A 25,319-nucleotide genomic window follows, 5' to 3' on the forward strand; every position below is an offset into this window, starting at 1 on the left:
TCTATAGTGGTACGTGGCTCGGAAAAATCGATTCCGGTTTCCGTGCCGATGCTTATAGTCCGGAACTGGCGCGATTGTGCATGTTAAAGACGGTGGAATGAAGGTCTATCTTATCTATATCCTGGCGGCTCTTGCCGAAATTGCCGGCTGCTTTTCCTTCTGGGCCTGGCTGAAACTCGGCAAGACCGCGTGGATATTGCTGCCCGGCATGGTGGCGCTGGCCGCTTTCGCGTGGCTTCTGACGCTGGTTCCGACAGAGGCGGCGGGCAGGGCCTATGCCGCCTACGGCGGGATTTACATTGCCGCTTCGCTCTTCTGGCTCTGGAGCGTGGAAGGCCATGCGCCGGACCGGTGGGACATTGCCGGCGGCGCGGTCTGCCTTGCCGGTACCGCCATCATCCTGTTCGGGCCAAGGGCCTAGAACATTTCCGGTGAACAATGCTCAAGGAGAAGTCCATGTGCGGACGTTTCGTGCTGAAGGCGACGCCAGAAGAGATCGCCGATTATCTCGATCTGATCGGCCTTGAGGATTTTCCCGCCCGTTTCAACATCGCGCCGACGCAGCCCATTCTGGTCGTGATGGAGGGCGAACGACAGGAGCGCGGCAGCAACCTGCCCAATCGCCGGGCCGTGCTGGTCCGCTGGGGTTTTATCCCCGGCTGGGTGAAGGACCCGAAGGATTTTCCGCTGCTCATCAATGCGCGGTCGGAAACCGCCATCGGCAAGGCCTCCTTCCGCGCCGCCATGCGCCATCGCCGCGTCCTCGTCCCCGCTACCGGCTTTTACGAATGGCGACGCCCGCCGAAGGAGGAGGGCGGCAAACCGCAGCCTTATTTCATCCGCCCGAAAAGCGGCGGCATCGTCGCCTTCGCCGGTCTCATGGAAACCTGGTCTTCCGCCGATGGCTCGGAGGTCGATACCGGCGCGATCCTCACCACCGCCGCCAATGCCGCGATTGGCCGTATTCACGACCGCATGCCTGTTGTCATCGCGCCCGAGGATTTCAGCCGCTGGCTGGATTGCAAAACCCAGGAGCCGCGCGAGGTCGCCGATCTAATGCGGCCGGTTCAGGACGATTTTTTCGAGATGATCCCGGTATCGGACAAGGTCAACAAGGTCGCCAATGTCGGCGCGGATCTCATCGAACCGGTGCCGGAAAGCGCGCCGCTGGCGAAGATCAAGCCGGCAAAGGACGAAGGGCAGATGTCATTGTTCTGAAGAATGGTCTGCGCATTTGCGCATAATCGTTTGAGCTGGAAGTCGCCGCATATTTCTTCTCCCCGCCGGGGAGAAGATGGCCCGAAGGGTCAGATGAGGGGGCTACGGAACAGACATGCGGAGAGCTTGCCCCCTCATCCCGCTGCCGCGACCTTCTCCCCGGCGGGGAGAAGAAACAAGCGGCACGCGCTCGATCCCACGCAAGACTATCTTGTTCAGAAAACTCAGCCGTTCCGCCCGATCTTCTGCAGGCCTTCCTGGATCATGATGTCGGAATAAACGCGATTGCGGCCATTCGCCTTGGCGAGATAGAGCAGCTGGTCCGCCGCATTCAGCTGGTTGTCGAAGGGTTCGCCCTTTTCGATCTCCACGACGCCGAGCGAAATCGTCAGGGCGAGGCTACTGCCGCTCAGCTGCCGGCCGTTCTTTTCCACCTGTCCGCGCAGCTCCTCGCAGAACTGATAGGCGGCGCGCGCATCCAGCCCGCGCAGAAACACGGCAAACTCCTCGCCGCCGAGGCGGGCGGGAATGTGGCGTTGCTCGCCGCACATGTCATGCAGCAGTTCTGCCAGCTTTTTCAGCGCCCTGTCGCCGGCATCGTGGCCCAGCGTGTCGTTGATCTTCTTGAAATGGTCGATGTCGAGAATGGCGACGGCGCCGCTCTCGTCGTTGCCATTGATGACATCCATCAGCGCCCGCGTGCGCTCGAAGAAGGAGCGGCGGTTCGGCAGGCCGGTAAGATGGTCGCGCTCGGCCAGTTCGCGCAGGCGTTTGAGCTGCTTCAACGTCTCGATATTGTTATCGATACGGCACTGCAATTCTTCCGGCACGAAGGGGCGGTAGACGAAATCAGAAGCGCCGGCCTTCAGGAAGCTTGCCGAAAGCAACCGGTCTGTGGAGGACGATATGCCGATCACCCGCAAATCTTCGGATGAGCGGCTGTCGCGGATGCGGCGCGTCAGCTCATAGCCGTCCATGTCGGGCATATGGTAGTCGGTGATGACAAGCTGGATCGTCGGGTCCTGCGACAGAATTTCCAGCGCCTGCTTGCCCGAATGGGCCTCGCTGACCCTGAAATTTTGCCGCTCCAGAATTTCCACAAGACCGGAACGGGCTGTGCGCACATCATCGACGACCAGAACGGAGAAGAGCTTGTTGCTCAAAATCCGCTGAACCGTTCTGACCACCGCATCGACGGTGCGATGGCCGTCCTTGACGATGTAATCGATGATCTTCTTTTCGGCGTAGCGCTTGCGCGCCTCCTCATCCACCGTGGCGGTGAAAACGATGGCCGGCACCTTGCGCTCGGATAGAAGTGCGAGAATTTCGCCCTTCGGCGCATCGGGCAGGTTAAGGCCCGTCAGCGCCAGCGTGAAATTATGAGCCTGTATGAGGGTATCGGCCGCGGCCATGCTGTCGCAATGGACGACCTCGGCTTCCGTTTCTTCCGAAAGCCGCGTCTTCAGCAGCATGGAAAGAGCAACGGAATCTTCAATCAGAAGGATTTTATCCTGCATGGCCGTCCCAAGCCCCCCTGGCCTGTCTTCACAATCTTCCCTCAACGCCGAATATTCGTCATCCGCGTGTCTGCGGATTCGAAAGCCGGCTTATGCATTGTTGTGGAAAAAAATGCGGAATAGAAAAGTTCTTTTGTATTCACTAATCTATACGTCGGTGTTCGTATAGCCTTCTTGTGGAAGGCGAGCTTTTTACTACACTTTCGTTGCAGCTTCGTTACAGAAGGCTGCCGATTTTATGAATGACTGACGCTCTGCAGTTTAGCGGCAATGCTTGAAACAAAAACGGCGCCCGGAAAAGGCGCCGCGTGATTGTCGATTTTCCGTTTGGAACCTTCCGTTTTCCAGGCAGTCCGCAAAATTCGAAAAATCAAAAAATCGAATATTTTCAGGCGGTTTTGGCGGCGGGCTTGCGCTTCAGCATCAGGGCTGCGGCCGCAACGGCCTTCAGTCCCAGCGGGCGGTAGTGGCTGTTGAGGTCGGGCTTCGCCTGCGGCTGCGCCTTCGTCTCGTTCGTCATTTCTCTCTCTCCACAATTCACGCCAATCGCCGTTGCGATGCGTGTGAGCCACTTCTTTCGCGGCTAATCTTGACGGATTCGAGGCGAAGAAAAACGAAGCCGGCTTTTCAGGCTGCGACATTTTGCGTCACATCCTGCGCCGGCTTGTGCGAGAAAAAATAAACCTGCGGTTTTAAATGCCGCGATCGAGGCCGTTGCCGCCATTGGCGTCGTCATGCACGTCTTCCTCGATGGTCAGCGTACCGTAGCGGCGATGCCAGAGGCGGGCGCTGATGGGAATGAAGACGAGATAGGCGGCAACCGTCAGAACCAGAACTTCCCAGGTGAAGCTCATCAGCATCGCTACATAGAGCACGACGACGAGGATCATCGGCAGCACCAGATCGCGGCGAATGCGGCTGGTGCCCGATTTTCCCGACCAGACCGGCAGGCGGCTGATGAGGAGGTAACCGATCAGCACGGTATAGGCGGCGGCGACATAGGCGAAGGGCTTGTCCGGCTCGACACCGAGGAAACCGAGATAAACCGGCAGCAGCACCAGCATGGCGCCCATCGGGGCGGGAACGCCCACGAAGAACTCATTCTGCCAGGGCGCCTTCACCGGCCGCTCGATCATGACGTTGAAACGCGCCAGACGCAGGCCGGCGGCGATGACGTAAATGAGGGCGGCGATCCAGCCGATGGAGCGTGCCTGGTCGAGAAGGTAGGCATAGACCACCAGCGCAGGGGCGACACCGAAATTGACGATATCGGCCAGCGAATCCATCTGCTCGCCGAATTTGGATGTCGCCTTCATCATGCGGGCGATCCGTCCGTCTATGCCGTCGAGGAAGGCGGCAAGCAGCACCATGCCGACGGCCAGCTCGAAGCGGCCCTCGATGGCGAGACGCACGCCGCTCAGGCCCGCACAGATGGCCAGAACGGTGATGAGATTGGGAACGACGAGGCGAAAGGGAATTTCCCTCAGCCGCGGTCCACGGCCGCTGTCGCTGCGGCCCTCGGGTTTGCCGTTCTGTTGCGGCTCGGCGATCGGCGTTTCCATGTGCATGCCCTTCCTGTTTCCGTCAGCCGCGACGGCTGACGACCGGACCCTTGGCGGAGCCGAACTCGGCAAGCACGGTTTCACCGGCAATCGCCGTCTGGCCGACCGATACACGCGGCTCGAAACCTGCGGGAAGGAAGATATCGAGGCGCGAACCGAAACGGATAAGACCGAAACGCTCACCGGCATCGACTGGTTCATTCGGCTTTACCCAGCAGACGATGCGGCGTGCAACCATGCCGGCGATCTGCACCACGCCGACCTTGCCGTGCGACGTCTCGATGACGAGGCCGTTGCGCTCATTGTCTTCGGAAGCCTTGTCCACTTCGGCATTGAGGAAGAGGCCGGGACGGTAGGCGACATTGACGATGCGGCCGCGCACCGGCGAACGGTTCACATGGCAGTTGAACACGTTCATGAACACCGAGATGCGCACCAGCGGCTCCTTGCCGAGTTCCAGCTCCAGCGGCGGAACGACGCTCTGCACGGCGGAAACCTTGCCATCGGCCGGGCTGATGATGAGGTCGTCATCCTGCGGCGTGACGCGCTCGGGATCGCGGAAGAAATAGGCGCACCAGGCCGTCAGCACCAGACCGACCCAGAACAGCGGTTCGGCGATCCAGCCGAGCACCAGCGATGCGACGAAGAAGGCCGCCACAAAGACATAACCTTCCTTGTGGATCGGTACGATGGTGTTGCGAATGGTGTCGAACAGATTCATGAGATTCCTTGCTCCGGTTTCCGTCTGTCGCGTCTATATGTGGTCGTGATACGACACGATCCAAACGGCAATGCGACAAATTTTGCCTAGCTGGTTACAGCCAAAAGGGCCGCCCGGCAATGGTGGGGTTCGCCCGTCGGCCCTGTTACCCCGGGGTACAGCCATCAATGGGCGGGTTCCCCGCGGTCGATGACACCCAGATCGTCGGTTTCGCGCACATGGCGCAGCATTTCCTCCGCCCGGATCGCCTCGCGCTGGCGGCTCCACATCGAAGCGTAGAGGCCGTTCTGCCCCATCAGCGAGCTGTGCGTGCCGCGTTCGGCGATCTGCCCTTCCTTCAATACGATGATCTCATCCGCGCCGATGACGGTGGAAAGGCGGTGGGCGATGACCAGCGTGGTGCGGTTCTTCGAGACGATGTCAAGCGCGCTCTGGATTTCCTGTTCCGTATGCGTATCGAGCGCCGAAGTCGCCTCGTCGAGAATGAGGATCGGCGGCGCCTTGAGGATGGTGCGGGCAATCGCCACGCGCTGTTTTTCCCCGCCGGAAAGCTTCAGGCCGCGTTCGCCGACCATGGTGGCGTAACCCTCCGGCAGCTTGCCGATAAAGGCGCTGATCTGCGCCGCATCCGCCGCAGCCCTCAGTTCCTCGTCGGTGGCCGAGGGGCGGCCATAACGGATGTTATAGGCGAGCGTGTCGTTGAAGAGCACGGTATCCTGCGGCACCATGCCGATCACCGAGCGCAGGCTCTTCTGCGTCACATCGCGAATATCCTGCCCGTCGACGGTGACGGAGCCTTCCTGAATATCGTAGAAGCGATAAAGCAGCCGCGAGATCGTCGATTTTCCCGCACCCGAAGGGCCGACGATGGCCACCGTCTTGCCGGCCGGCACGTCGAAGGAAACGCCCTTCAGGATCGGTCTTTCGGGGTCATAGGCGAAATGCACGTCGCGGAAGGAGATCGCGCCCGGTCCGGCTGCGAGCGGCTTTGCCTCCGGCCTGTCGGTGACTTCCGCCTCCACCTCCAGAAGATCGAACATCTGCTCGATGTCGGTCAGGCCCTGGCGGATTTCGCGATAGACGAAACCGATGAAATTGAGCGGCACCGAAAGCTGCAGCAGCAACGCATTGACGAAGACGAAATCGCCGATGGTCTGTTCGCCGCGCTGCACGGCAAGCGCCGACATCACCATCATGACGGTGGAGCCGATGCCGAAGATCACGCCCTGGCCGAAGTTCAGCCAGCCGAGCGAGGTCCAGATCGAAATCGCCGATTTTTCGTAACGCTCCATGGCGACGTCGAAACGCCGCGCCTCCATCTCCTCATTGCCGAAATATTTGACGGTTTCGAAATTGAGGAGCGAGTCGATCGCCTTGGTATTGGCGTCGGTATCGCTGTCGTTCATGGCGCGGCGAATGCCGATACGCCAGTTGCTGGCCCGCACGGTGAACCAGATATAGGCCCAGACCGTGATGACCGTGACGAGCACATAGGAAAAACCGTAGGAGGCCCAGAAAATGATCGCCGTCAGCAGGAATTCGATGAAGGTCGGCGCGGTGTTGAGAATGGTGAAGCGGACAATGGTTTCGATGCCCTTGGTGCCGCGCTCGATGACCCGCGACAGCCCGCCGGTCTTGCGCTCCAGATGGAACCGCAAAGAAAGCCGGTGCATGTGCACGAAAGTCCTGTAGGCGAGCTGACGCACCGCATGCTGGCCGACGCTGGCGAAAAGCGAATCGCGAAGCTGGTTGAGCCCCACCTGGATCAGCCGCGTCAGATTATAGGCGATCACCAGCGCGACGGCGCCGAGCAGGAAGGCGGGAACAAGCCCGGCCATGTCCAGCCGGCCGTTCAGCGCATCGGTCGCCCATTTGAAGAAATAGGGAACGGAGATCAGCACCAGCTTGGCGACGACCAGGTACACGGTGGCCCAGATTACCCGCATCTTCAGGTCCCACCGCCCCTCCGGCCACATATAGGGCCAGAGATTGATCAGCGTCTGGGTGGGATTGCTGGAATCCGCCGAAATGGTTTTTTTCTTCGTGGCCATCATTCGCTCCGGTCACTGCCGGAAGCCGACAGCAGGGCGGCGGCTTTGGTCAAGCCGCCGCGCGTGTCACAGATAGGGTCGTTGCGGGCTCACCGCAACGCTTCAAATGCTCAGGAGCCGCTCTTCAGCCGCTTGCGGTGAAGTTCTTCCGCATTCGGCAGCGCCTCTTTCGGCACGCCGAAAATCTGGCCGGGCTCGATCAGATCGGGGTTTTTGATCTGATCTTCGTTGGCAAGGTAGATCGTGGTGTAGCGCACGCCCTGACCGTAGACGCGACGGGAAATCTGCCACAGCGTATCGCCACGGCGGATGATGACGCTGTTCTGGCTCTCGGCCAGCGGCGCCTGCTCGAAGGTCTGCGGGCCGGCGGGCGCCTGTGGCGCGGGAGCAGCGGGTGCCGTGATGTGGAGTTCCGCCAACCGGCTTGCCAGCGAGGCAATACCCTTGCCGATTGCCGCCACATCGTTCGGCCATGCTTCAACCGATGTCAGCAACTGACGCGCCTTGGCGGTGATATCGCCGGCAAAAGCGGTGAAGGCGGGTTCGGTCGCGGCTGCGGTGCGGAATTCCGAAAGCGACTTGAGGCCGATAACGACGGCGGAGCGGCCGGCAATGGCCTGATCGAGCGCCGGCGTAGCCTGGTCCTTGTAGAGATTGGAAAGAATGCCGAAGGCCTTGGCGACATCGGTGCGCAGCTTTTCGAAAGCGGCGCGGTCGCTTGCCGTGCTCTGGTTTTCGGCCGGCGCTGCGGTCGTGGTCGCTGACGACGAAGCGGACGGCGTCTGCATGGCGACGGTTGCCTGGTCGGTCTGCGGCCGCTCGAAGGGAACGCGCACGCGCACCTTCGCGGTGCCGTCGGCATTCAGTTCCTCGACGGTGATGATGTGGCTGCCGACGCTAAGATCGACATCGCCTTCGACGACGAAATGGCCGGAGGCTTCCGTGATGCTCTTGCCGATTTCCCTGTCATCGACCAGCGCGCGCACCGTCGAACCGGCGGGCGCGGAACCCGCGACGAAAATCTTCGATCCCTCGAATTCGACGGCGGTGACCTGAACGCTCGAGGTGAGCGGGGCCGCGGCGGACGGAGCCGCAGTACCGGCGAGCGGTGCGGAAGCGGTGTTGGTGCTGGTTTCGGATGTTGCCGCAGGCTGCTGCGACGGCGCGGCTTGCGGCTGAAGCGCCGGAGGAGCCGCCTCCGGCATGGCCAGCACGCGGCTTGCCTTGCCGGGCTTGGAAACCATGGCCAGAAGCTCGCCCGTCTTGCCGTCAGGCACGGAAACCGTAGCCACTTCTTCGGATTGCGTCGCCTTGCCGCTGGCATCGGTCGAACGCAGCACCAGCTCGTGATCGCCCGGGGGAAGCGGATTGTCGAAAACGGCGGCGAAATCGCCGGTGCCGTCGATGGTCGTCTGGGCGACCACCTTGCCGTTGCTCAAGATTTCGAGCTTTGCGCCGGGCTGTGCCTTGCCGGCAATCACGGCCGAACCGTCCGGCTCGACGCGCAGTACGTCGAAAGTCGGCGTGGCGGCAGACGATTGTGCCGCATCGGCGGGTGCTGCGGCCGGTTTTGCCGGTTCGGGCGCACCATCGTCGGTGCCAGCGAAAACGCCTGCCAGACGACGCACCTGTGCTGCCGCCGCCGCCGCATTGTCGGGCAGGCCGCGCAGGAACGCCGTGGTGCGTTCGGCGGCCGTGCGGGCGGTGGTGATGAGGCGCGACGTCGTTTCGTCGAGCGACTCGGGAATTTCGATATTCGTCAGTTCCTTGAGCGAGGTCTCGACCTTCTTGCGCGCTGCCGCGAAATCGGCGTCGGAGGGAACCTTGCTATCGGCGAAAAGCGTCGTCAAATCCTTGATCGACTGGGTGGCGGAAGCCGCCCGCCGCCCGACCTTGTCGGCGATATTGGCGGTTTCCTCGGCCGCGTCGGAGAGAATGTCGCCCGCCTTGTCGGCGCCCATTTCAACGCTGTTCTTCACGGCGTTGCCGGCCTCGTTGATGGCGTCGCCGATCGGTTTGCCGTCGTTTGAAATCCGCGGCAGGACGAAAAAGATCATGAGCAGGGACGCAACGCCCAGCACGATCAGCGCCAGCAAACCGGCCTTATTGTTTTTCATCCTGGAATCTCCGGGTATTTCAAGCTTTTCACACGAGTTGAGATTGCTAGCGTCTTACCTTGCGCCAGACAAGCGGCGAGTGGCCAAAAGGCCATATTTGCAAGGGATTTCCCAAATTTTCTTGACGTGCCGCATCGCACATAGTTCCTTCCCTTCATGACGGACAAAAATACAGCGATTCGATCCATCTGCGTTTATTGCGGCTCCCAGCCCGGACGTGATCCGGCCCATATGGAAGCGGGCCGCGCGCTTGGGAAATCCATTGCCGAAAACGGCATTCGCCTCGTCTATGGCGGCGGCACCAAGGGCATCATGGGCGCAGTTGCCAGCGGCGTTCTTTCCAATGGCGGCGAAGTGACCGGCATCATACCGGAATTTCTGGTCGATATGGAGGCGACGCGCCATTCTCTCGGACAATTGAACGAGCTTGTCATCACCAAGGACATGCATGAGCGCAAACATATGATGTTCGAGCGCTCCGATGCCTTCGTGACATTGCCGGGCGGTGTCGGCACGCTGGAGGAGATCGTCGAGATCATGACCTGGGCGCAGCTCGGCCGCCATGCCAAGCCGATGGTCTTCGCCAATATCAACGGTTTCTGGAACCCGATGCTGGAACTGGTGCAGCACATGCGCGACCAGGGTTTCATCCACCGCGCGCATCTTCTCAACCCGCTCGTCATCGACGAGGTGAAGGATATCGTGCCCGCCATCATCGACCGGGCGCTGGCGCAGCAGAACCCGGAAGGCGATCCTTCGGTGATTTCCCGCCTCTAGGCCGGGATGGCGAAAAGTTTAAGCGGTTTTCGCCTTAAATCCCGGTCTGTTCATCCTGATCGGCGTGACGATTGTTAACGGCCGCCTCACGGCTCGTTACAATTTTAAGTGTATATTAATACAGATTTAACGGCGGCATCGCTCCGCCCTCTCTTTTCATGGCCCCGCGACTGATCATGTGCCAGCCTCAATAAGGCGTTGGTGTCGCGGAATTCGTTTCGCCGCCATGAGAGTGGGTGTCATCGGGAAATGATTGCTTTTGTGGTGCGGCTCAAAAGCCGGGCGCATTTTATTATTCAGAGAAATTCCGCGCAGGGCAGGGAGGCGCTCCTCGGTTCCGCCGCCCGCCGCAGGGTCGATGCGCGCATGAGGCTCGGCATCGTGATCGCCGTCTTCGTCGCCATCTATGGCGTCGTCGCCGCGCGTCTCGTCCAATACGGTCTTGCCGAACCGGTGGCGACCGCATGGATCAATACCGGCGCAACCGCCGTCGCCTCCCGGCCGGATATTGTCGATCGCAACGGCACGCTTCTGGCGACCGATCTCAACATGGTCTCGCTTTATGCGGATCCGCGCAGGATCGTCGATCCGGATGAGGTGGTGGAGAAACTCGCGACCGTCATTCCCAATCTCGACTGGCGCGAAACGCACCGCCGGTTGCGCTCGGATACCGGCTTTCAATGGCTGCGACGCCAACTGACGCCCCGGCAGCAGGCGGATATTCTCAATCTCGGCATACCGGGCATCGGCTTCCGGCCGGAAAAGCGAAGGTTTTATCCGGGCGGCCCCACCGCTTCGCATATTATCGGCCACGTCAATGTCGACAATCAGGGGCTTGCCGGCATGGAGCGTTATCTCGACCAGCAGGGCCTGGCCGATCTGCGCGCCGTGGGTCTTGCCAGCGGCGCGCCGCTGGAGCCGGTGCGGCTCTCCATCGATCTCAGGGTACAGAACATCGTCCGCGAAGTGGTCGTGAAGGCGAAAAGCGCCTATCAGGCCGAAGCGGCAGGCTCTGTGATCCTCGATGTGGAGACGGGCGAGGTGCTGGCCATGGCCTCCGTGCCGGATTACGATCCGAACGAGCCTTCCCGCACCCTTGCCGATGGCAGCATAGACAAGGAGTACGAAAAGGGCTGGTTCAACCGGATGAGCAACGCCACCTTCGAAATGGGCTCCACCTTCAAGAGCTTTACGCTCGCCATGGGGCTGGATGCCGGGGCGATCACGCTGGGTTCGGTGGTGGATGCGTCGCGGCCGATCCGCATGGGCGGCTTCACCATCAAGGACTTCAAAGGCCGGAACCGGCCGCTCTCCATTCCGGAAGTGTTTCAATATTCATCGAATATCGGCACGGCGGCGGTGGCCGACAAGGTCGGTGTCGAAGGCCATCAGCAGTTCCTGACGAAGCTCGGGCTGCTTACCAGAATGGACACGGAAATGCCGGGCGTTGCCACGCCCACCCAGCCGAGAAACTGGAAGAAGATCAATTCCGTCACCATCTCCTTCGGCCACGGCGTCGCCACCACCCCGTTGCAGACGGCGGTGGCCGCCGCCGCGCTGATCAATGGCGGCAACCTGATTTCGCCGACCTTCCTGCCACGTTCGAAAGAAGCTGCCGCATCGCTCGCGCGCACCGTCATCAACGACAGGACGAGCGCCGATATGCGTTACCTGTTCAACTGGAACGGCATCAAGGGTTCCGGCCGTGGCGCGCAGGTGGAAGGGTTTCATGTGGGCGGCAAGACCGGAACCGCCGACAAGGTGATCAATGGCCGTTACGCCAAGGATATCAATTTCAACGCCTTCGTGGCCGGTTTTCCCATGCACAAGCCGAAATATGTTGTGCTGACGATGATCGACGCCCCGAGAACCGGCGTGAACGGCGGGCGCACGGCGGCCTCCACCGCAGCCCCCATGACCCGCGAAATCATCGCCCAGACGGCAGGTCTTCTCGGCGTCAAACCGCGTTTCGGTTATGATGCCAACCCGCAATTGCTGGTGGATTATTGACGCCACTTCTCCCCATTCCCGTAATGAGCAAAGGCATGAGGGAAGCGGCCCGGATTACCGCTTGAGCCGCAGCAGGCTGGAGCCGGTATAGATCGCCAGCGCCACCCAGATCATCGCAAAGGCGGCCATGCGCACCATGTCGAACGGCTCCTTGAAGACGAAGATGGCAATGAGGAAGATCATCGTCGGCGCGATATATTGCATGATGCCGATGGTCGACAGCCGCAGCAGTTTCGCGCCATTGCCATAGAGGATGAGCGGCACGGCCGTGATGAGCCCGCTTGTCGCCAGAAGCCAGGTATCGGCGGAATTGCCGCCCATGAAATGCGCCTGTCCGTTGAAGGCAAGCCAGATCATCACCAGCACGGCGGGGATGGACAGAAGCATGACTTCCAGCAGGAAGCCCTGCGTCGCACCAATCGGCAAGGTCTTGCGGAAGAAGGCGTAAAAACCCCAGGACACGGTGAGTGCGATGGACACCCAGGGCAGGCTGCCCGCATGCCAGGTGAGGATCGCCACCGCCAGCGCCACAAGACCGATGGCGGCGATCTGCGCCGGATAAAGCTTTTCCTTGAGCAGAACCGCACCGAGGAAAATACTGAACAGCGGATTGATGAAGTAGCCAAGCGCGGCATCGAGCGCGCGGCCTGCGCCGATCGCCCAGATATAGACGCCCCAGTTGATGCTGATGAGGATGGCCGTCAGGCTGGCCATCGCCAGCATCTTCGGGGTTCTGAGCGCGGTTCTGATTTCCGCCGTGCGCCCCAGCGCAATCAGCACGACCGCCGCAATCGGCACCGACCAGACGACGCGATGCACGATGACCTCGATCGGCGAAATATGCGCAACCGCCTTCATGTAAAAGGGAAGGAACCCCCAGAGCAGATAAGCGGAAAGCGCGAAAGCAAAACCGCGCGCGCTGTCGCCGCCCTCCTGGGCCGGGAGCGATTTGTCGAGTGCCATGGGGAGTACCGCCAATTGTTCGGATGGCGTTTTATAACGGATCGCGAAAGTGGCGGCCAATTCATTTCCGTGAAGGGTTCATGAGAAAAACTGCATGAATAAAAGGCGCGCTGCCCTTGAAATGGGCTGCCACGCGACGCGAGGAAATGATTCACGCAGGAAGCCCTGCGTGAATCATTGTCTTATCCGGCCGTTGCAAGGCGCTGAAAGGACTGGTTATTTCCCGGCAAAACGGTCGTTGGCGCGGATCAGTTGGTCAAGAATGCCCGGCTCGCTCATCGCGTGTCCGGCCGCCTCGATGATGTGGAAATCCGCCTTCGGCCAGGCCTTGGCCAGTTGCCAGGCATATTTCAGCGGGCAGGGCATGTCATAACGCCCATGCACGATGACGCCGGGGATATCTTTCAGTTTGCCGGCGTCGCGCAGCAATTGGCCTTCCTCCAGCCAGCTGCCATTGACGAAGAAGTGGTTCTCGATGCGGGCGAAAGCGATGGCATATTTGTCCTCGCCGAAATCCTCGACCCGGTGAGGATCGCTGACGAGCGAGATGGTCGCCCCTTCCCACTGGCTCCATGCCTTGGCGCATTCGAGTTTCTTTGCCTCGTCGGTGCCGGTGAGATAGCGGTTATAGGCCTGCATCATCTCGCCGCGTTCGGCTTGCGGGATGGGCGCGATGAATTTTTCCCACTGATCCGGATACATTTCGGAAACGCCGAACTGGTAGTACCAGTCCAGTTCCGGCCTGGTGACGGTGTAGATGCCGCGCAGGACCAGTTCGCTGACGCGGTCGGGATGGGTCTCGGCATAGGCAAGCGCCAGCGTCGAGCCCCAGGAGCCGCCGAAAACCAGCCATTTTTCGAAGCCGCAGAGTTCGCGCAGCCTTTCGATATCGGCAACGAGATGCCATGTGGTGTTCGCTTCAAGCTCCGCATGCGGCGTGGAGCGGCCGCAGCCGCGCTGATCGAACAGGATGACGTCGTAAAGCGCCGGATCGAAAACGCGGCGATGCGTGGGGTTCACCCCGCCGCCCGGACCGCCATGCAGGAAAACCGCCGGTTTTCCACCACGTGTGCCCACCCTTTCCCAATAGATCGTGTGGCCGTCGCCGACATCGAGCAGGCCGGTCTCGAAAGGTTCGAGCTCGGGGTAAAGGCCGCGCAATTCTTCGGTCATGGGTCATCGTCCTTCGCTGGCCATTCGGCCGTATCATGGTCCGGGTGCTGGCAATTGTTCACCCGAGGGGGAGGGCTATCCGTTGCAGGTTCCGGCTCGACCGGCAAGCCATCGAGCGCGCCGAACCAGTGCATTTTGCCGGCGAGATTGGATTGCGCCTCGGGCCTTACCCGCTGCGGCTCGTCCAGCGAACCGAGGGTGATATTGATGAAATCGGCGCCCGGCATGTCGTAGAACAGGGGCGTGCCGCATCGGCCGCAGAAGCCGCGACGCACGTGATCGGAGGACTGGAACCACGCTGCTTCGCCACGGGTCATTTCAAACTGCGTAAGCGCACTTGCGGCAAGCGGCATGAAATAATTGCCCGATGCTTTCTGGCACATGCGGCAATGGCACAGATGCGGATAACGAAGACCGCCTTCTATCCGATAACGCACCGCGCCGCATTGGCATCCGCCGCTGAAACCCCCGGCTCCGCTCATGCGTGCCCGTCTTCCGGCGGCCAGACCTGCGTGTCGTGATCCGGGTGCTGATAGGAGGTGATTTCCGCCTCGTCCACGCCCTGTTCCACGGTCGGCTTGCCGAAGAGCTGCTCGATCCACGGCATGCGCTTGTGGAAATTGACCTGCACCTGCGGCTCGATCCGCTCCGGCTCATCGAAAGCGCCGATGGCGATCTCCACGCCGCCGGGATAATGATAGGTCAGCGGCGTGCCGCATTTGTTGCAGAAACCGCGATGGATTTTTGCCGAGGAGCGGAAGAGGGACGGCTGGCCGCGCGTCCAGGTCAGATGCGCCTGATCGGCGCTGACCAGCGCGCCGAAGAAATTGCCGAAATGTTTCTGGCACATGCGGCAATGGCAGATGGAGGCCCGGCCAAGCTTGCCCGCATGGAAACGCACGGCGCCGCATTGGCAACCGCCGGAAAATCCCGTTTCGCTCATCATCTGTTCTCCGGTGGCCAGTTTTCAGTGTCGTGGTCGGGATGCTGATAGGAAACGAGATCGGCGAGGTAATCCACCTGCGTCAGGTCGTCTTCGGTGGCAACGGCAGGCAGCGTGTGAAGCGTATCGACGAAATCGATCTTGCGTTCAACGCCCCACTGAATGGTCGGCGGCAGCGCGGCGGGATCGTCAAAAGCCCCGGCCGCCACCGCCACACCGTCAGGCGCCTCATAGGTCAGCGGCGTGCCGCATTCAGGGCAGAAACCGCGCTTGATGACACTGGAAGACTGGAAGCGTTTCGGCTCTCCCCGGGTCCATTCAAACTCCACGCCGCGCACCGAAACCAGCGGTGCGTAATAGGCCCCGAAAGCCTTCTGGCACATGCGGCAATGGCATATGGAACTGTCTTTCAGCTCCCCGCTGGCGCGAAAACGGATCGCGCCGCACTGGCATCCGCCGGTATATGTCGTCATGGTCGGTCCTCCTTCACCGTTCGGATAATGTGGAGACAGACATTGTCGATGTCTCTGAGGATATCCTCGTTCCAGAAACGGAGGACTGTCCAGCCGTCTTCCTGAAGCCGGGCAGTTCTTGCCTGATCGTAGCGCAGTGCCGCTTCAGATGTGTGTTGAGAACCGTCTACCTCAACAATCAGACGATGATCCGAGCAGGCGAAATCAACGATAAAGCCGGCAATCGGCATTTGTCTGCGAAAACTTAGTCGTTCAAGGCGATGAGCGCGAATGGCATTCCAGAGCTTCAGCTCGGCATCCGTCATGACTTTACGCATCTGCTTCGCATATTGGCGATGCATCGGATCGACGTCTGCATGCGGCATGATTTGGCTCGCTGTTTAGTGCCTCAACTTAGATTGGTTGAGGTAACTCAAAACCGCAAGCGGATTGTGGTTACCGTCGGCCCCCCTCTGCCCTGCCGGGCATCTCCCCCACAGGTGGGGAGATCGGCTAGAAGCACACTCCCCGCTCCATCCGCAGCGTCAGAGTTGGGCGAGCGGTCACCGCGATTGATCTCCCCACCTGTGGGGGAGATGCCCGGCAGGGCAGAGGGGGGTAAGCCGCGAATCGCAGCCCTACCGCTTCAACTCCCACGTCGTCGTCCGCTCCCCGGTCTCCTTGTCCTTGCCATCCTTCAACTGAATGCCCTTTTCGGAAAGCTCATCACGCAAACGATCCGCTTCCGCAAAGTTCTTCGCCTTCAGCATTTCCAGACGCAACTCAACCAGCGCATCGACGGCCGAAACGATGGCCTCGTCCATTTCCGCTTTCTTCGGCAAGACACCCAGCAGGGCAGCACTTGCCGCAAAGGCGGGCAGCCTGGATGGATCGGTGTTGGCAGCATGCGCAAGCGCATGCAGCGCCTGCACAGCTGCAACGGTATTGAGATCGTCGGCAAGCGCTTCAAGCACGGTTTCGTCCGGTGCTGCATCGGAGGCTTCCGCTGCCGGCCACTTGGCGAGCAGGCGTTCGGCCTCTTCCAGACGCTTCACCGAAAAATCGATCGGCTCGCGATAATGCGTCATCAGCATGGCAAGGCGCAGAACCTCGCCCGGCCATTTCCGGCCGCCGAATTTCTCTGTGTGCAGCAATTCATAGATCGTCACGAAGTTGCCCTCGGACTTCGACATCTTGCGGCCTTCCACCTGCACGAAGCCGTTATGCATCCACACATTGGCCATGACATGCGTGCCGTTGGCGCAGCGCGATTGCGCGATTTCGTTCTCGTGGTGCGGGAAGATGAGGTCGAGCCCGCCGCCGTGAATATCGAAGACCTCGCCGAGGTAGCGACCGGCCATGGCCGAGCATTCGATGTGCCAGCCCGGACGGCCGCGGCCCCAGGGGCTTTCCCAGCCCGGTTCATTATCCGAGGACAGTTTCCACAGTACGAAATCGCCGGGGGTCTTCTTGTGGGCTTCCACCGCCACGCGTGCGCCGGCCTGTTGTTCGTCCAGCGGCCGCTTGGAAAGCTGGCCATAATCGGCCATCGAGCGGGTGTCGAACAACACCTCTCCGCCGGCCGTATAGGCATGGCCGCGGGCGATCAGCTTTTCGATGAGGTCGATCATTTCCGCGATGTAGTCGGTTGCGCGCGGTTCGACGGTCGGCGGAAGGCAGCCGAGCGTGGCCACATCCTCATGGAACTGGTCGGCGGTCTTTTTCGTCACCGCATGGATGGCGTCGTTCAGCGGCAGATGCGGATAATCCCTCAGCGCCCGCGCGTTGATCTTGTCATCGAGGTCGGTGATGTTGCGGGCATAGGTCACATGGTCTTCGCCAAAGACGTGGCGCAGCAGCCGGTAGAGAACATCGAACACGATGACCGGGCGCGCATTGCCGATATGGGCAAAATCATAAACCGTCGGGCCGCAGACATACATGCGCACATTGTCAGCGTCGATCGGTGCAAATTCCGCTTTTTCGCGTGTGAGTGTATTGTGAAATTTCAGGCGCAAGGACATGCGGCAGTTCCCTAAAGGCAGAATATTATCCTGGCCGGAACGTTTATCTTTCTTGACCTTTCGGGAGACGAAAACGATCTGGCCGGTGGCGAACCAGCAAAAAAAATCTCAGCAGCAGGTGCAGATCATCGTTCTCATATCTTGCTTTATGGCGTGGCGGCGCGGCCCGGTCAAGAGCAGCCGTGGTGACCAAATCGCCGCCCCGAGCGGAAAATATTCACTCCGGCTGGCGGTAGTCCACGAATTTCCCCTCGCGCACGAGGAAGAGTTTGCCGGTTTCGGTCAGATCGGGCGAGGCGAGCGGAAGAATGGCCGCGGCCACCTCTGACGGATGCGGCACGGTGGCCGGGTCTTCGCCGGGCATGGCCTGCGCACGCATCGCCGTGCGTGTCGCACCGGGATTGATGCTGTTGACGCGAAGGGCGCTCTTCTGCGTTTCCGCCGCCCAGGTGCGGGCCAGCGCTTCGACTGCCGCCTTGGAGGTGGAATAGACACCCCAGAAGGGGCGACAGCTATGGGCGGCTCCCGAAGACAGGATCAGCGCGCGGCCGGCATCCGACTTCAAAAGCAGCGGCTCGACCGAGCGGATCAGCCGCCAGGTGGCGGTGACGTTGATGTTCATGACCCTTTCGAAGACTTTCGCCTCGATATGTCCGACCGGCGAGATGACGCCGAGAACGCCGGCATTGGCGACGAGAATATCGAGCTTGCCCCAGCGCTCGAAGATATTTGCGCCCAGCGCATCGATGGCTTTCATGTCGGAGAGATCGAAGGGAACGAGCGTCGCCGTGCCGCCGACGGCCTTGATGGCGTCGTCCAGCTCCTCAAGGCCGCCCACCGTGCGGGCGCAGGCGATGACATGCGCGCCGGCCCTGGCGAGTTCCAGCGCCGTGAAATAGCCGATACCGCGCGACGCGCCGGTAACGAGAGCGATGCGGCCCTTGAGATCGATAGTCATGGTCTCCCCCGAAATGATTGCGCTTCCTTCTACGAAGCGCCGCTGGCTTTTCGCAAGCGATCATATCGTCGCATGCGAGGGCCTGAACAAAAGGCAAGAAAAAAGCGGCCACCGGAAGCCGGATGGCCGCTTTGTGTGAGGCTTATCAGCCGTTGCTGGCCAGCATGGAAATCTTGCTGCCCATCGCTTCGCCATTCTGGTCGAGAAGGCGGGTCGGATAATCGCCGGTGAAATAATGGTCCGTGAACTGCGGACGGGCCGGATTGCGGTTTTCCCCGCCGACGGCGCGGTAAAGTCCGTCGATGGACAGGAAGGCCAGCGAATCGGCGCCGATATATTTCGCCATCGCCTCGACATCGGCATATTGGTTGGCGAGCAGCTTGTCTGCGTCCGGCGTGTCGATGCCGTAGAAATCCGGGTGGAAGATCATCGGGCTGGCGACGCGGATATGAACTTCCTTGGCGCCGGCCTCGCGGATCATCTGCACGATCTTGACCGAGGTCGTGCCGCGCACGATGGAATCATCCACCAGCACCACGCGCTTGCCTTCGATCATCGCCCGGTTGGCGGAATGCTTGAGCTTGACGCCGAAAGCGCGGATCTGCTGTGTCGGTTCGATGAAGGTACGGCCGACATAATGGTTGCGGATGATGCCGTATTCGAAGGGAATACCGCTTTCCTGCGCAAAACCGAGCGCCGCCGGCGTGCCGCCATCGGGAACCGGAACCACCACATCGGCTTCCAGCGGGGCTTCCTTGGCAAGGTTCATGCCCATGTTCTTGCGCGTCGTATAGACGTTGCGGCCGCCGACGACGGAATCGGGACGGGCGAAATAGACATATTCGAACAGGCAAAGGCGCTCCGGCTGCGGCTTCGAAGGCTTGCGCGCATCGATGGTGATCGAACCGTCAGGCTGGATTTCGCAGATGATGACTTCGCCGTTCTCGACGTCGCGAACGAATTTCGCACCGATGATATCGAGAGCGCAGGTTTCCGAGCAGAAGATCGGCTTGCCATCAAGCTCGCCCATGACCAGCGGGCGGATGCCGATCGGGTCGCGGGCAGCGATCAGCTTGGTGCGCGTCATCGCCAGCATCGAATAACCGCCTTCCATCTGGCGGATGGCATCGATGAAGCGATCGGCTGTGGAGGAGTGGCGTGAGCGGGCGATGAGGTGAAGGACGACTTCGGTATCGGAGGTAGACTGACAGATGGCGCCGGTGGCGATGATCTGGCGGCGCAGCGTCAGGCCGTTGGTGAAATTGCCGTTATGGGCAATGGAAATGCCGCCTTCTTCCAGCTCGGCAAACAGCGGCTGCACGTTGCGCATCGCCACTTCGCCGGTTGTGGAGTAGCGGGTGTGGCCAATGGCGATGGAGCCGGGCAGGCGGGCAAGGGTTGCCGGATCGGTATAATGATCGCCGACGAGGCCCATATGGCGTTCCTGATGGAAGCGCTTGCCATCGAAGGAGACGATGCCCGCCGCTTCCTGGCCGCGATGCTGAAGCGCATGCAGGCCGAGAGCGGTCAGCGCCGAGGCGTCGGCATGGCCGAGAATGCCGAACACGCCGCATTCTTCATGCAGCGTATCGCCGTCGATCTCTTCCTTGAAAGTGGCCCCAGGGAACGGGGAATGCGAAAGCGGCTCAATCATCCGGCTTGCCCTTGCTCTCTACCGAGAAAAAAAGAAAGACCTCTCCGGTGAGTATTTCCCCCGGTCGGTCCGTCTGTGTCGTGCTTGATATTTAGCACAAATAGCGCGCCTTGCATGCATTGCAAGGCGCGACACTGTGTCAATTATTCGTTGCCGGCGGATTTGTTGCCGGCACATCTTCCGCAGGCGCCTGCGTGGCCGCCGGCTCCTGCGGTTTTCCGAGAATACGGGCGCGGATCTGCGGTTCGATATCGTCAGGCAGAACCGCCTCCAGCTTGCCCACCAGCCCATCGAGGAAGGGCTTGGACTTCGCCTGCGTCACCCATTCCGGCTGCGTCTTCACATCCACCAGCCAGTTCCAGAAGGCGACCGCGACGACAAGCAGCAGAATGCCGCGCGCCGCGCCGAACAGGAAACCGAGCGTGCGATCCAGCGCGCCGATGCGGCTGTCGATGATGAAATCGGCAATGCGCGAGGTGATGAAAGAAATCACGATCAGCGAGACGAGGAAGACCACGCCCGCCGAACCGGCAATGGCAATCTTGTCGTCATCGGTATAGTTGCGCGCATAGGGCAGCAGGACCGGATAGAGATAATAGGCGGCGGCGACCGAACCGCCCCAGCTCGCAATCGACAAAATCTCGCGTGAAAAACCGCGCACCATTGCAAGAAGGGCGGAGAAAAGAACAACGGCGATGACGATGCCGTCGAAAATTGTAATGGGCATATACCAACTCCGGAGGTGCGACGCCTTGTCAGACGCTGCCTTGCCAATTTTGCGATCCTCTTACACCACTGTTTCCCTTGGCGAAAGGATCAATATTCGTCGTCCTCAACCTGTTTGAACCGGTTGCCGGAGCCGGCGATGCGGGCCACGAGGTCCGGAAGGCTTTCGATTTCCGTCCAGCGTCCCTTGCCGCCTTTCGGCAATTCAGCCGAAGCAGAAGGCAGAAGTGCGGCGGAAAAGCCAAGTTTTTCAGCTTCTTTCAATCGCTGGCCCGTATGCGAGACCGGCCGAACCGCGCCCGACAGGCTGATTTCGCCGAAATAAACACAATCGGCGGGCAGGGCAAGACCGGCAAGCGAGGAAACCAGCGCCGAGGCAATCGCCATATCGGCGGCCGGTTCTGAAATACGATAGCCGCCGGCAACATTCAGATAGACATCATGCTGGCCGAGCTTCACCCCGCAATGGGCCTCCAGTACGGCCAGAATCATGGCGAGGCGGGAACTGTCCCAGCCGACCACGGCGCGACGCGGCGTACCCAACGAAGTGGCAGCGACCAGCGCCTGCACTTCGACAAGCACGGGCCGCGTGCCCTCGATGCCGGCAAAAACCGCAGCACCCGGCGACTTTTCGTTGCGCTCGCCGAGAAACAGTTCGGAGGGGTTAGAGACTTCCCGGAGGCCGCGATCCGACATTTCGAACACACCGATTTCATCGGTTGGTCCGAAGCGATTCTTGACGGTGCGCAGGATGCGATGATGATGTCCGCGGTCGCCTTCGAAATAAAGCACGGCATCGACCATGTGCTCGACCACGCGCGGGCCGGCGATCTGGCCTTCCTTGGTGACGTGGCCGACGAGCACCATGGTCGCGCCTGTCTGCTTGGCGAAACGGATCATCGCCTGCACGCCGGTGCGCACCTGCGTCACCGTGCCGGGGGCGGAATCGGCCGTATCGCTCCACAACGTCTGGATGGAATCGATGATGACGAGATCGGGCCGCTTGCCTTCGGAAATCGTCGCCAGAATATCCTCGACATTGGTTTCCGCCGCCAGCAGCACATCGGTTTCCGCAGCCCCGAGACGCTGCGCGCGCAGACGCACCTGTGCCACCGCCTCTTCGCCCGAGACATAGATGATGCGATGCCCGCGCCGCGAAAGGGCCGCCGCGGCCTGCATGAGGAGCGTCGATTTGCCGATACCCGGATCGCCGCCGATCAGAACCGCCGAACCGCGTACGAAACCGCCGCCGGTCGCCCGGTCGAGTTCGCTGATACCGGTCGGGATACGCGGCGCCTCTTCGATCTCGCCAGAAAGCGAGGTGAGGGTGACAGGTCGACCCTTCTTGGGTGTCTTGCCCGGCCCGGAGCCGATGCCACCCATCGGGTCTTCCTCGACGATGGTATTCCACTCGCCGCAGCCTTCGCATTTTCCCGCCCAGCGGGTGTGAACCGTGCCGCAGTTCTGGCACACGAATTGGGTCTTGGCTTTGGCCATGTTATGTCAGTTTTCTTCTTGTTTGAAATGGTCGGCGGAGATGTCTTGGTGGCCGTGAAGCACGCGCAGCACATACATTTTATTATCATCGACAATGAAATAGATGCATCGCTCACGATAAGGGAAAGCCCGCAAATTCGGGGCGAAACTTCTAGGTACGCCCGTTATCCCATATCGCGCCAGAGAGATCATTTTGCCGTTGATGTCGTCTAGAAAGCGTCTGGTAGCAACGGGATTGAATTGGGCAATGTAATTATGATCGGCCAGAAGATCGTTCAGCGCCTGTGCGGTGACCACTAGACGCCTTCGCTTCATTCTGCTCCTCCGCCAGCTTCATAATGTGTGCGGTAAAATCATCTGCACTGGAGAACTCCATAACCCGGCCAGCCTCCACATCATCAAGCCCTTCCTGAATCAGTCGTTGAAGCTCTACAAGCTTGCCTTCCCTGCTGCCCAGCAAACGCAGACCAGCTGAAACGACCGAATCCGCGTCCTTAAAGACGCCCGCCGCCACCTGTTCTTCGATGAACTTCTCGTCCTGCTCGCTCAAATGGATTTCGGGCATTTCGATCTCCTTTTGTTCTCTTCTAACACAGGTCGCCGCAGCTTTCCAAGGGCTAAAGGCGTGGCTCAGTCGTCGGCCATCAGATATTGCCGTTCGTAACGCAGGCCAAGCCCCGTCAGCATTTCGTAACCGATGGTGCCGGCCGCCCGCGCGGTCTCGTCGACCGGCACATTGGGACCGAAAAGCTCGATATAGTCGCCGGCACGAATGGCATTGGCCGGAACATCCGTCACGTCGAAAATGGTGAGGTCCATAGTCACGCGGCCGGCCACCGGCACCCTGTGGCCGTTGACGACGCCATAGGCGCCGCCATGGCCCATTTCGCGCAGCGGAATGCCGGAACCGGAAAGCGAACGCTGATATCCATCCGCATAACCCACGGAAGCGATGGCAAGGCGGCTTGCGCGCTTCAGCAGAAAGGTGCCGCCATAGCTCACGGTCTGGCCTTCGCCCGCTTCGCGAATCTGGATGATCCGCGCTTCGGCTGTGGCGACGGGCCGCATCGGGTTCGCCATGCCGTTGACCGCTTCGCCGCCATAAAGGGCGATGCCGGGGCGGGTGAGGTCGAAATGATAGTCCGAGCCGAGGAAGATACCGGCGGAAGCCGAGAGGCTTGATTCGATGCCTTCGAAAGCGGCGCCAACCTTTCGGAATGATTCGAGCTGGACCCTGTTCATCGGCGATGAGGGCGTGTCGGCGCAGGCGAGATGCGACAGCACAAGAACCGGGTCGAAACTTGCCGGCCGCGTCACGTCGTCGGCCAGAAACAGCGCGTCGTCGAGGGGCAGACCGAGGCGGTTGAAGCCGGTATCGACATGCAGCGCGCAGGGGTGGTCGCCGCGCTCGGCAACCGTCGCCATCCAGAAGGACAGTTGTTCTTCGGAGGCCAGAACCGGCAACAGATCGTTGTCGAAGACCTGACGTTCCTGGCCCTGCCATATGCCTGACAGCACGAAGATGCGCGCTTCCGGGGCATAGGAGCGCAAGGTCGCACCCTCGGCCACCGTCGCCACGAAGAAATCCCGCGCGCCGGCATGGTAAAGCGTCGCTCCGCAATCCTCGATCCCGAGACCATAGGCATCGGCCTTGACGACAGCCGCCGTTCGCGCCCTGCCGGAACGCTTCTTCATGTCCCGCCAATTATCGGCGAGCGCGCCGAGATCGACGGTCAGCCTCAGCGGCGCGTGCTCGAAAGTGTCGGTTTCGTTTTCGGGAAAGCTGTCTTCGAAGTCGTCTGTCATGCCATGCGTCCGGTTGATTGGAACCTCGCGGACCCTACAGCATCGGCACAAAAATCGTTATCGATTTTTGCAAAGCACGATGCGTAGATTCAAAGTGTTAGAGCTTCATTCCCGCGCATTTGTGGAAATGTGCGGGAATGAAGCTCGGGCACTTTTGTTCAAGACGGTAATGGCCGATTGGTTTAAACTCGTTCCATGCACAATGTTTCGCAGGAACAGGCCATAGATGTCATGCCGATTGCGACGACGGAAACCACCCGTTTCTGGCGTGACAGGCGTTTTGGCGGCATGGAGTGCCTGAGCGCGACTTTTCTGACCCATGAATATTCCCCGCATGCGCATGATACCTTCTCGATCGGCGCGATCGAAAGCGGTTCGCAGATTTCCACCATTCAGGGCACCACCGAGCAGACGGGGCCGGGGCATCTTTATCTCATCAACCCGGATGAGGTTCACGATGGCGCACCGGGCGGCGGCGGTTATCGCTATCGGATGATCTATCCCGATATCGTCCTGCTACGCGATATTATCGAGGATGTGACGGGCAGGGCCTTTCACGGCACGCCCTCCTTTCCGAGATTCCTGCCACGCGATCCGCAGATGGCGGCGGCTTTCCAGATGGCGCACCGGCGGCTGGAGGAGAAATCCGGCGCTCTGGAGGCGGATGAGGGCATGTTCTCGGTTCTCGCCGCCCTGTTCGGCAGGCACGGCAGCGCCATTATCCTGCCCGTCGAAACACGAGAGAAAACGGCGGTTTATACCGCCCGCGATTATCTTTCCGACAATTACGAGACCGATATCGGACTAGAGGAACTGGCCTCCATCGCCGGTCTCAGCCGCGCGCACCTCATTCGCGCTTTCAGGAAAGAGTTTCACATCACCCCGCATGCCTATCTGACGGATGTGCGCATCCGCAGGGCGCGCCGGCTTCTGCGCGCCGGCGAGATGCCGGCCGAGGTGGCGGCGATGTGCGGTTTTGCCGACCAGGCGCATTTCACCCGGCATTTCAAGGCCCGCACCGGTGTCACACCGGGGCAGTTTCGGGTGGCCTGAGTTCAAAGCCTGCATTTCCGTTCGGAAATGCGACAAAAGAAAAAGCGAAGCCTCAGCAGAAAACCGCCTGACGTCACTTTCGTTCAAGACCGAAGAA

General features: G+C 60.6%; 25 protein-coding genes. 5 read left to right on the forward strand and 20 right to left on the reverse strand.

Translation table 11 applies throughout. From position 1 onward, the window contains the following. Positions 1-97 precede the first annotated feature (97 nt). Together I3J13_RS16030 and I3J13_RS16035 are read left to right on the forward strand one after the other, a co-directional pair. Entirely contained in the window at positions 98-421 is a 324-nt protein-coding gene (locus I3J13_RS16030) for a YnfA family protein (RefSeq protein WP_196379437.1), read from the forward strand. 35 nt (positions 422-456) lie between these two features. Continuing rightward, complete coding sequence (locus I3J13_RS16035) at positions 457-1,218, forward strand: SOS response-associated peptidase (RefSeq protein WP_196379438.1); 762 nt, start codon at positions 457-459, stop codon at positions 1,216-1,218. Between the two features lie 224 nt (positions 1,219-1,442). Here I3J13_RS16035 and I3J13_RS16040 read toward each other — a convergent pair whose 3' ends face one another. From I3J13_RS16040 to I3J13_RS16060, 6 genes are all read right to left on the reverse strand, one after another. Continuing rightward, on the reverse strand, positions 1,443-2,735 hold the full coding sequence (locus tag I3J13_RS16040; protein WP_196379439.1) for a GGDEF domain-containing response regulator: 1,293 nt from the start codon (positions 2,733-2,735) through the stop codon (positions 1,443-1,445). A 388-nt stretch (positions 2,736-3,123) separates the two neighbouring features. Next, positions 3,124-3,255 (reverse strand): hypothetical protein, encoded by a 132-nt coding sequence (locus I3J13_RS25945; RefSeq protein WP_003496883.1) that lies wholly within the window; start codon positions 3,253-3,255, stop codon positions 3,124-3,126. Between the two features lie 172 nt (positions 3,256-3,427). Next, entirely contained in the window at positions 3,428-4,297 is an 870-nt protein-coding gene (gene pssA, locus I3J13_RS16045; protein WP_035237101.1) for a CDP-diacylglycerol--serine O-phosphatidyltransferase, read from the reverse strand. Positions 4,298-4,319: 22 nt separating this feature from the next. Continuing rightward, positions 4,320-5,018, reverse strand: coding sequence for a phosphatidylserine decarboxylase (locus I3J13_RS16050; protein WP_003520681.1), 699 nt, complete (start codon positions 5,016-5,018; stop codon positions 4,320-4,322). 164 nt (positions 5,019-5,182) lie between these two features. Further along, a complete protein-coding gene (locus I3J13_RS16055; RefSeq protein ID WP_196379440.1) occupies positions 5,183-7,069 on the reverse strand; it encodes an ABCB family ABC transporter ATP-binding protein/permease in 1,887 nt (628 codons plus the stop codon). A 110-nt stretch (positions 7,070-7,179) separates the two neighbouring features. Beyond that, positions 7,180-9,186 (reverse strand): LysM peptidoglycan-binding domain-containing protein, encoded by a 2,007-nt coding sequence (locus tag I3J13_RS16060; protein ID WP_196379441.1) that lies wholly within the window; start codon positions 9,184-9,186, stop codon positions 7,180-7,182. Between the two features lie 156 nt (positions 9,187-9,342). Here I3J13_RS16060 and I3J13_RS16065 point away from each other — a divergent pair, with 156 nt between their 5' ends. Both I3J13_RS16065 and I3J13_RS16070 read left to right on the forward strand, forming a co-directional pair. Continuing rightward, positions 9,343-9,963 carry an LOG family protein gene (locus tag I3J13_RS16065; protein ID WP_003520687.1) on the forward strand — a complete coding sequence of 207 codons (621 nt, stop codon included), beginning with the start codon at positions 9,343-9,345 and terminating at the stop codon, positions 9,961-9,963. Between the two features lie 249 nt (positions 9,964-10,212). After that, entirely contained in the window at positions 10,213-11,973 is a 1,761-nt protein-coding gene (locus I3J13_RS16070) for a peptidoglycan D,D-transpeptidase FtsI family protein (RefSeq protein ID WP_196379442.1), read from the forward strand. 54 nt (positions 11,974-12,027) lie between these two features. Here the strand turns inward: I3J13_RS16070 and rarD are convergent, their stop codons facing one another. From rarD to alr, 14 genes are all read right to left on the reverse strand, one after another. Further along, complete coding sequence (gene rarD, locus I3J13_RS16075; RefSeq protein ID WP_035237103.1) at positions 12,028-12,936, reverse strand: EamA family transporter RarD; 909 nt, start codon at positions 12,934-12,936, stop codon at positions 12,028-12,030. Between the two features lie 216 nt (positions 12,937-13,152). Next, positions 13,153-14,109 carry a prolyl aminopeptidase gene (gene pip, locus I3J13_RS16080; RefSeq protein ID WP_196379443.1) on the reverse strand — a complete coding sequence of 319 codons (957 nt, stop codon included), beginning with the start codon at positions 14,107-14,109 and terminating at the stop codon, positions 13,153-13,155. Beyond that, on the reverse strand, positions 14,106-14,591 hold the full coding sequence (locus tag I3J13_RS16085) for a GFA family protein (protein ID WP_196379444.1): 486 nt from the start codon (positions 14,589-14,591) through the stop codon (positions 14,106-14,108). The genes pip and I3J13_RS16085 overlap by 4 nt, the downstream gene beginning before the upstream one ends. Then, the gene (locus tag I3J13_RS16090) at positions 14,588-15,052 is read right to left on the reverse strand and encodes a GFA family protein (RefSeq protein WP_196379460.1); all 465 of its coding nucleotides are present in this window, start codon (positions 15,050-15,052) and stop codon (positions 14,588-14,590) included. The genes I3J13_RS16085 and I3J13_RS16090 overlap by 4 nt, the downstream gene beginning before the upstream one ends. Further along, positions 15,052-15,525, reverse strand: a complete 474-nt coding sequence (locus I3J13_RS16095; protein WP_196379445.1) for a GFA family protein — start codon at positions 15,523-15,525, stop codon at positions 15,052-15,054. The genes I3J13_RS16090 and I3J13_RS16095 overlap by 1 nt, the downstream gene beginning before the upstream one ends. Then, the gene (locus I3J13_RS16100; RefSeq protein ID WP_078054102.1) at positions 15,522-15,890 is read right to left on the reverse strand and encodes an endonuclease domain-containing protein; all 369 of its coding nucleotides are present in this window, start codon (positions 15,888-15,890) and stop codon (positions 15,522-15,524) included. The genes I3J13_RS16095 and I3J13_RS16100 overlap by 4 nt, the downstream gene beginning before the upstream one ends. A gap of 252 nt (positions 15,891-16,142) precedes the next feature. After that, positions 16,143-17,528 (reverse strand): cysteine--tRNA ligase, encoded by a 1,386-nt coding sequence (cysS, locus tag I3J13_RS16105; RefSeq protein ID WP_142844812.1) that lies wholly within the window; start codon positions 17,526-17,528, stop codon positions 16,143-16,145. 217 nt (positions 17,529-17,745) lie between these two features. Next, positions 17,746-18,486, reverse strand: coding sequence for an SDR family NAD(P)-dependent oxidoreductase (locus I3J13_RS16110; RefSeq protein ID WP_003520702.1), 741 nt, complete (start codon positions 18,484-18,486; stop codon positions 17,746-17,748). 145 nt (positions 18,487-18,631) lie between these two features. Further along, positions 18,632-20,140, reverse strand: coding sequence for an amidophosphoribosyltransferase (purF, locus tag I3J13_RS16115; protein ID WP_003520704.1), 1,509 nt, complete (start codon positions 20,138-20,140; stop codon positions 18,632-18,634). A 139-nt stretch (positions 20,141-20,279) separates the two neighbouring features. Next, positions 20,280-20,867, reverse strand: coding sequence for a CvpA family protein (locus I3J13_RS16120; protein ID WP_035261832.1), 588 nt, complete (start codon positions 20,865-20,867; stop codon positions 20,280-20,282). Between the two features lie 89 nt (positions 20,868-20,956). Then, positions 20,957-22,363 (reverse strand): DNA repair protein RadA, encoded by a 1,407-nt coding sequence (gene radA / locus I3J13_RS16125; protein WP_003520708.1) that lies wholly within the window; start codon positions 22,361-22,363, stop codon positions 20,957-20,959. A 6-nt stretch (positions 22,364-22,369) separates the two neighbouring features. After that, positions 22,370-22,660 (reverse strand): type II toxin-antitoxin system RelE/ParE family toxin, encoded by a 291-nt coding sequence (locus I3J13_RS16130; protein ID WP_196379446.1) that lies wholly within the window; start codon positions 22,658-22,660, stop codon positions 22,370-22,372. Beyond that, the gene (locus I3J13_RS16135; protein ID WP_020810635.1) at positions 22,617-22,928 is read right to left on the reverse strand and encodes a type II toxin-antitoxin system ParD family antitoxin; all 312 of its coding nucleotides are present in this window, start codon (positions 22,926-22,928) and stop codon (positions 22,617-22,619) included. The genes I3J13_RS16130 and I3J13_RS16135 overlap by 44 nt, the downstream gene beginning before the upstream one ends. A 65-nt stretch (positions 22,929-22,993) precedes the next feature. Continuing rightward, entirely contained in the window at positions 22,994-24,169 is a 1,176-nt protein-coding gene (gene alr / locus I3J13_RS16140) for an alanine racemase (RefSeq protein WP_196379447.1), read from the reverse strand. Positions 24,170-24,364: 195 nt separating this feature from the next. Here alr and I3J13_RS16145 point away from each other — a divergent pair, with 195 nt between their 5' ends. Beyond that, entirely contained in the window at positions 24,365-25,222 is an 858-nt protein-coding gene (locus I3J13_RS16145; RefSeq protein ID WP_065654096.1) for an AraC family transcriptional regulator, read from the forward strand. Positions 25,223-25,319: the final 97 nt, after the last annotated feature.

The sequence above is a fragment of the Agrobacterium leguminum genome (assembly GCF_015704895.1).
In the GTDB taxonomy this organism is placed as follows: Bacteria; Pseudomonadota; Alphaproteobacteria; order Rhizobiales; family Rhizobiaceae; genus Agrobacterium; species Agrobacterium leguminum.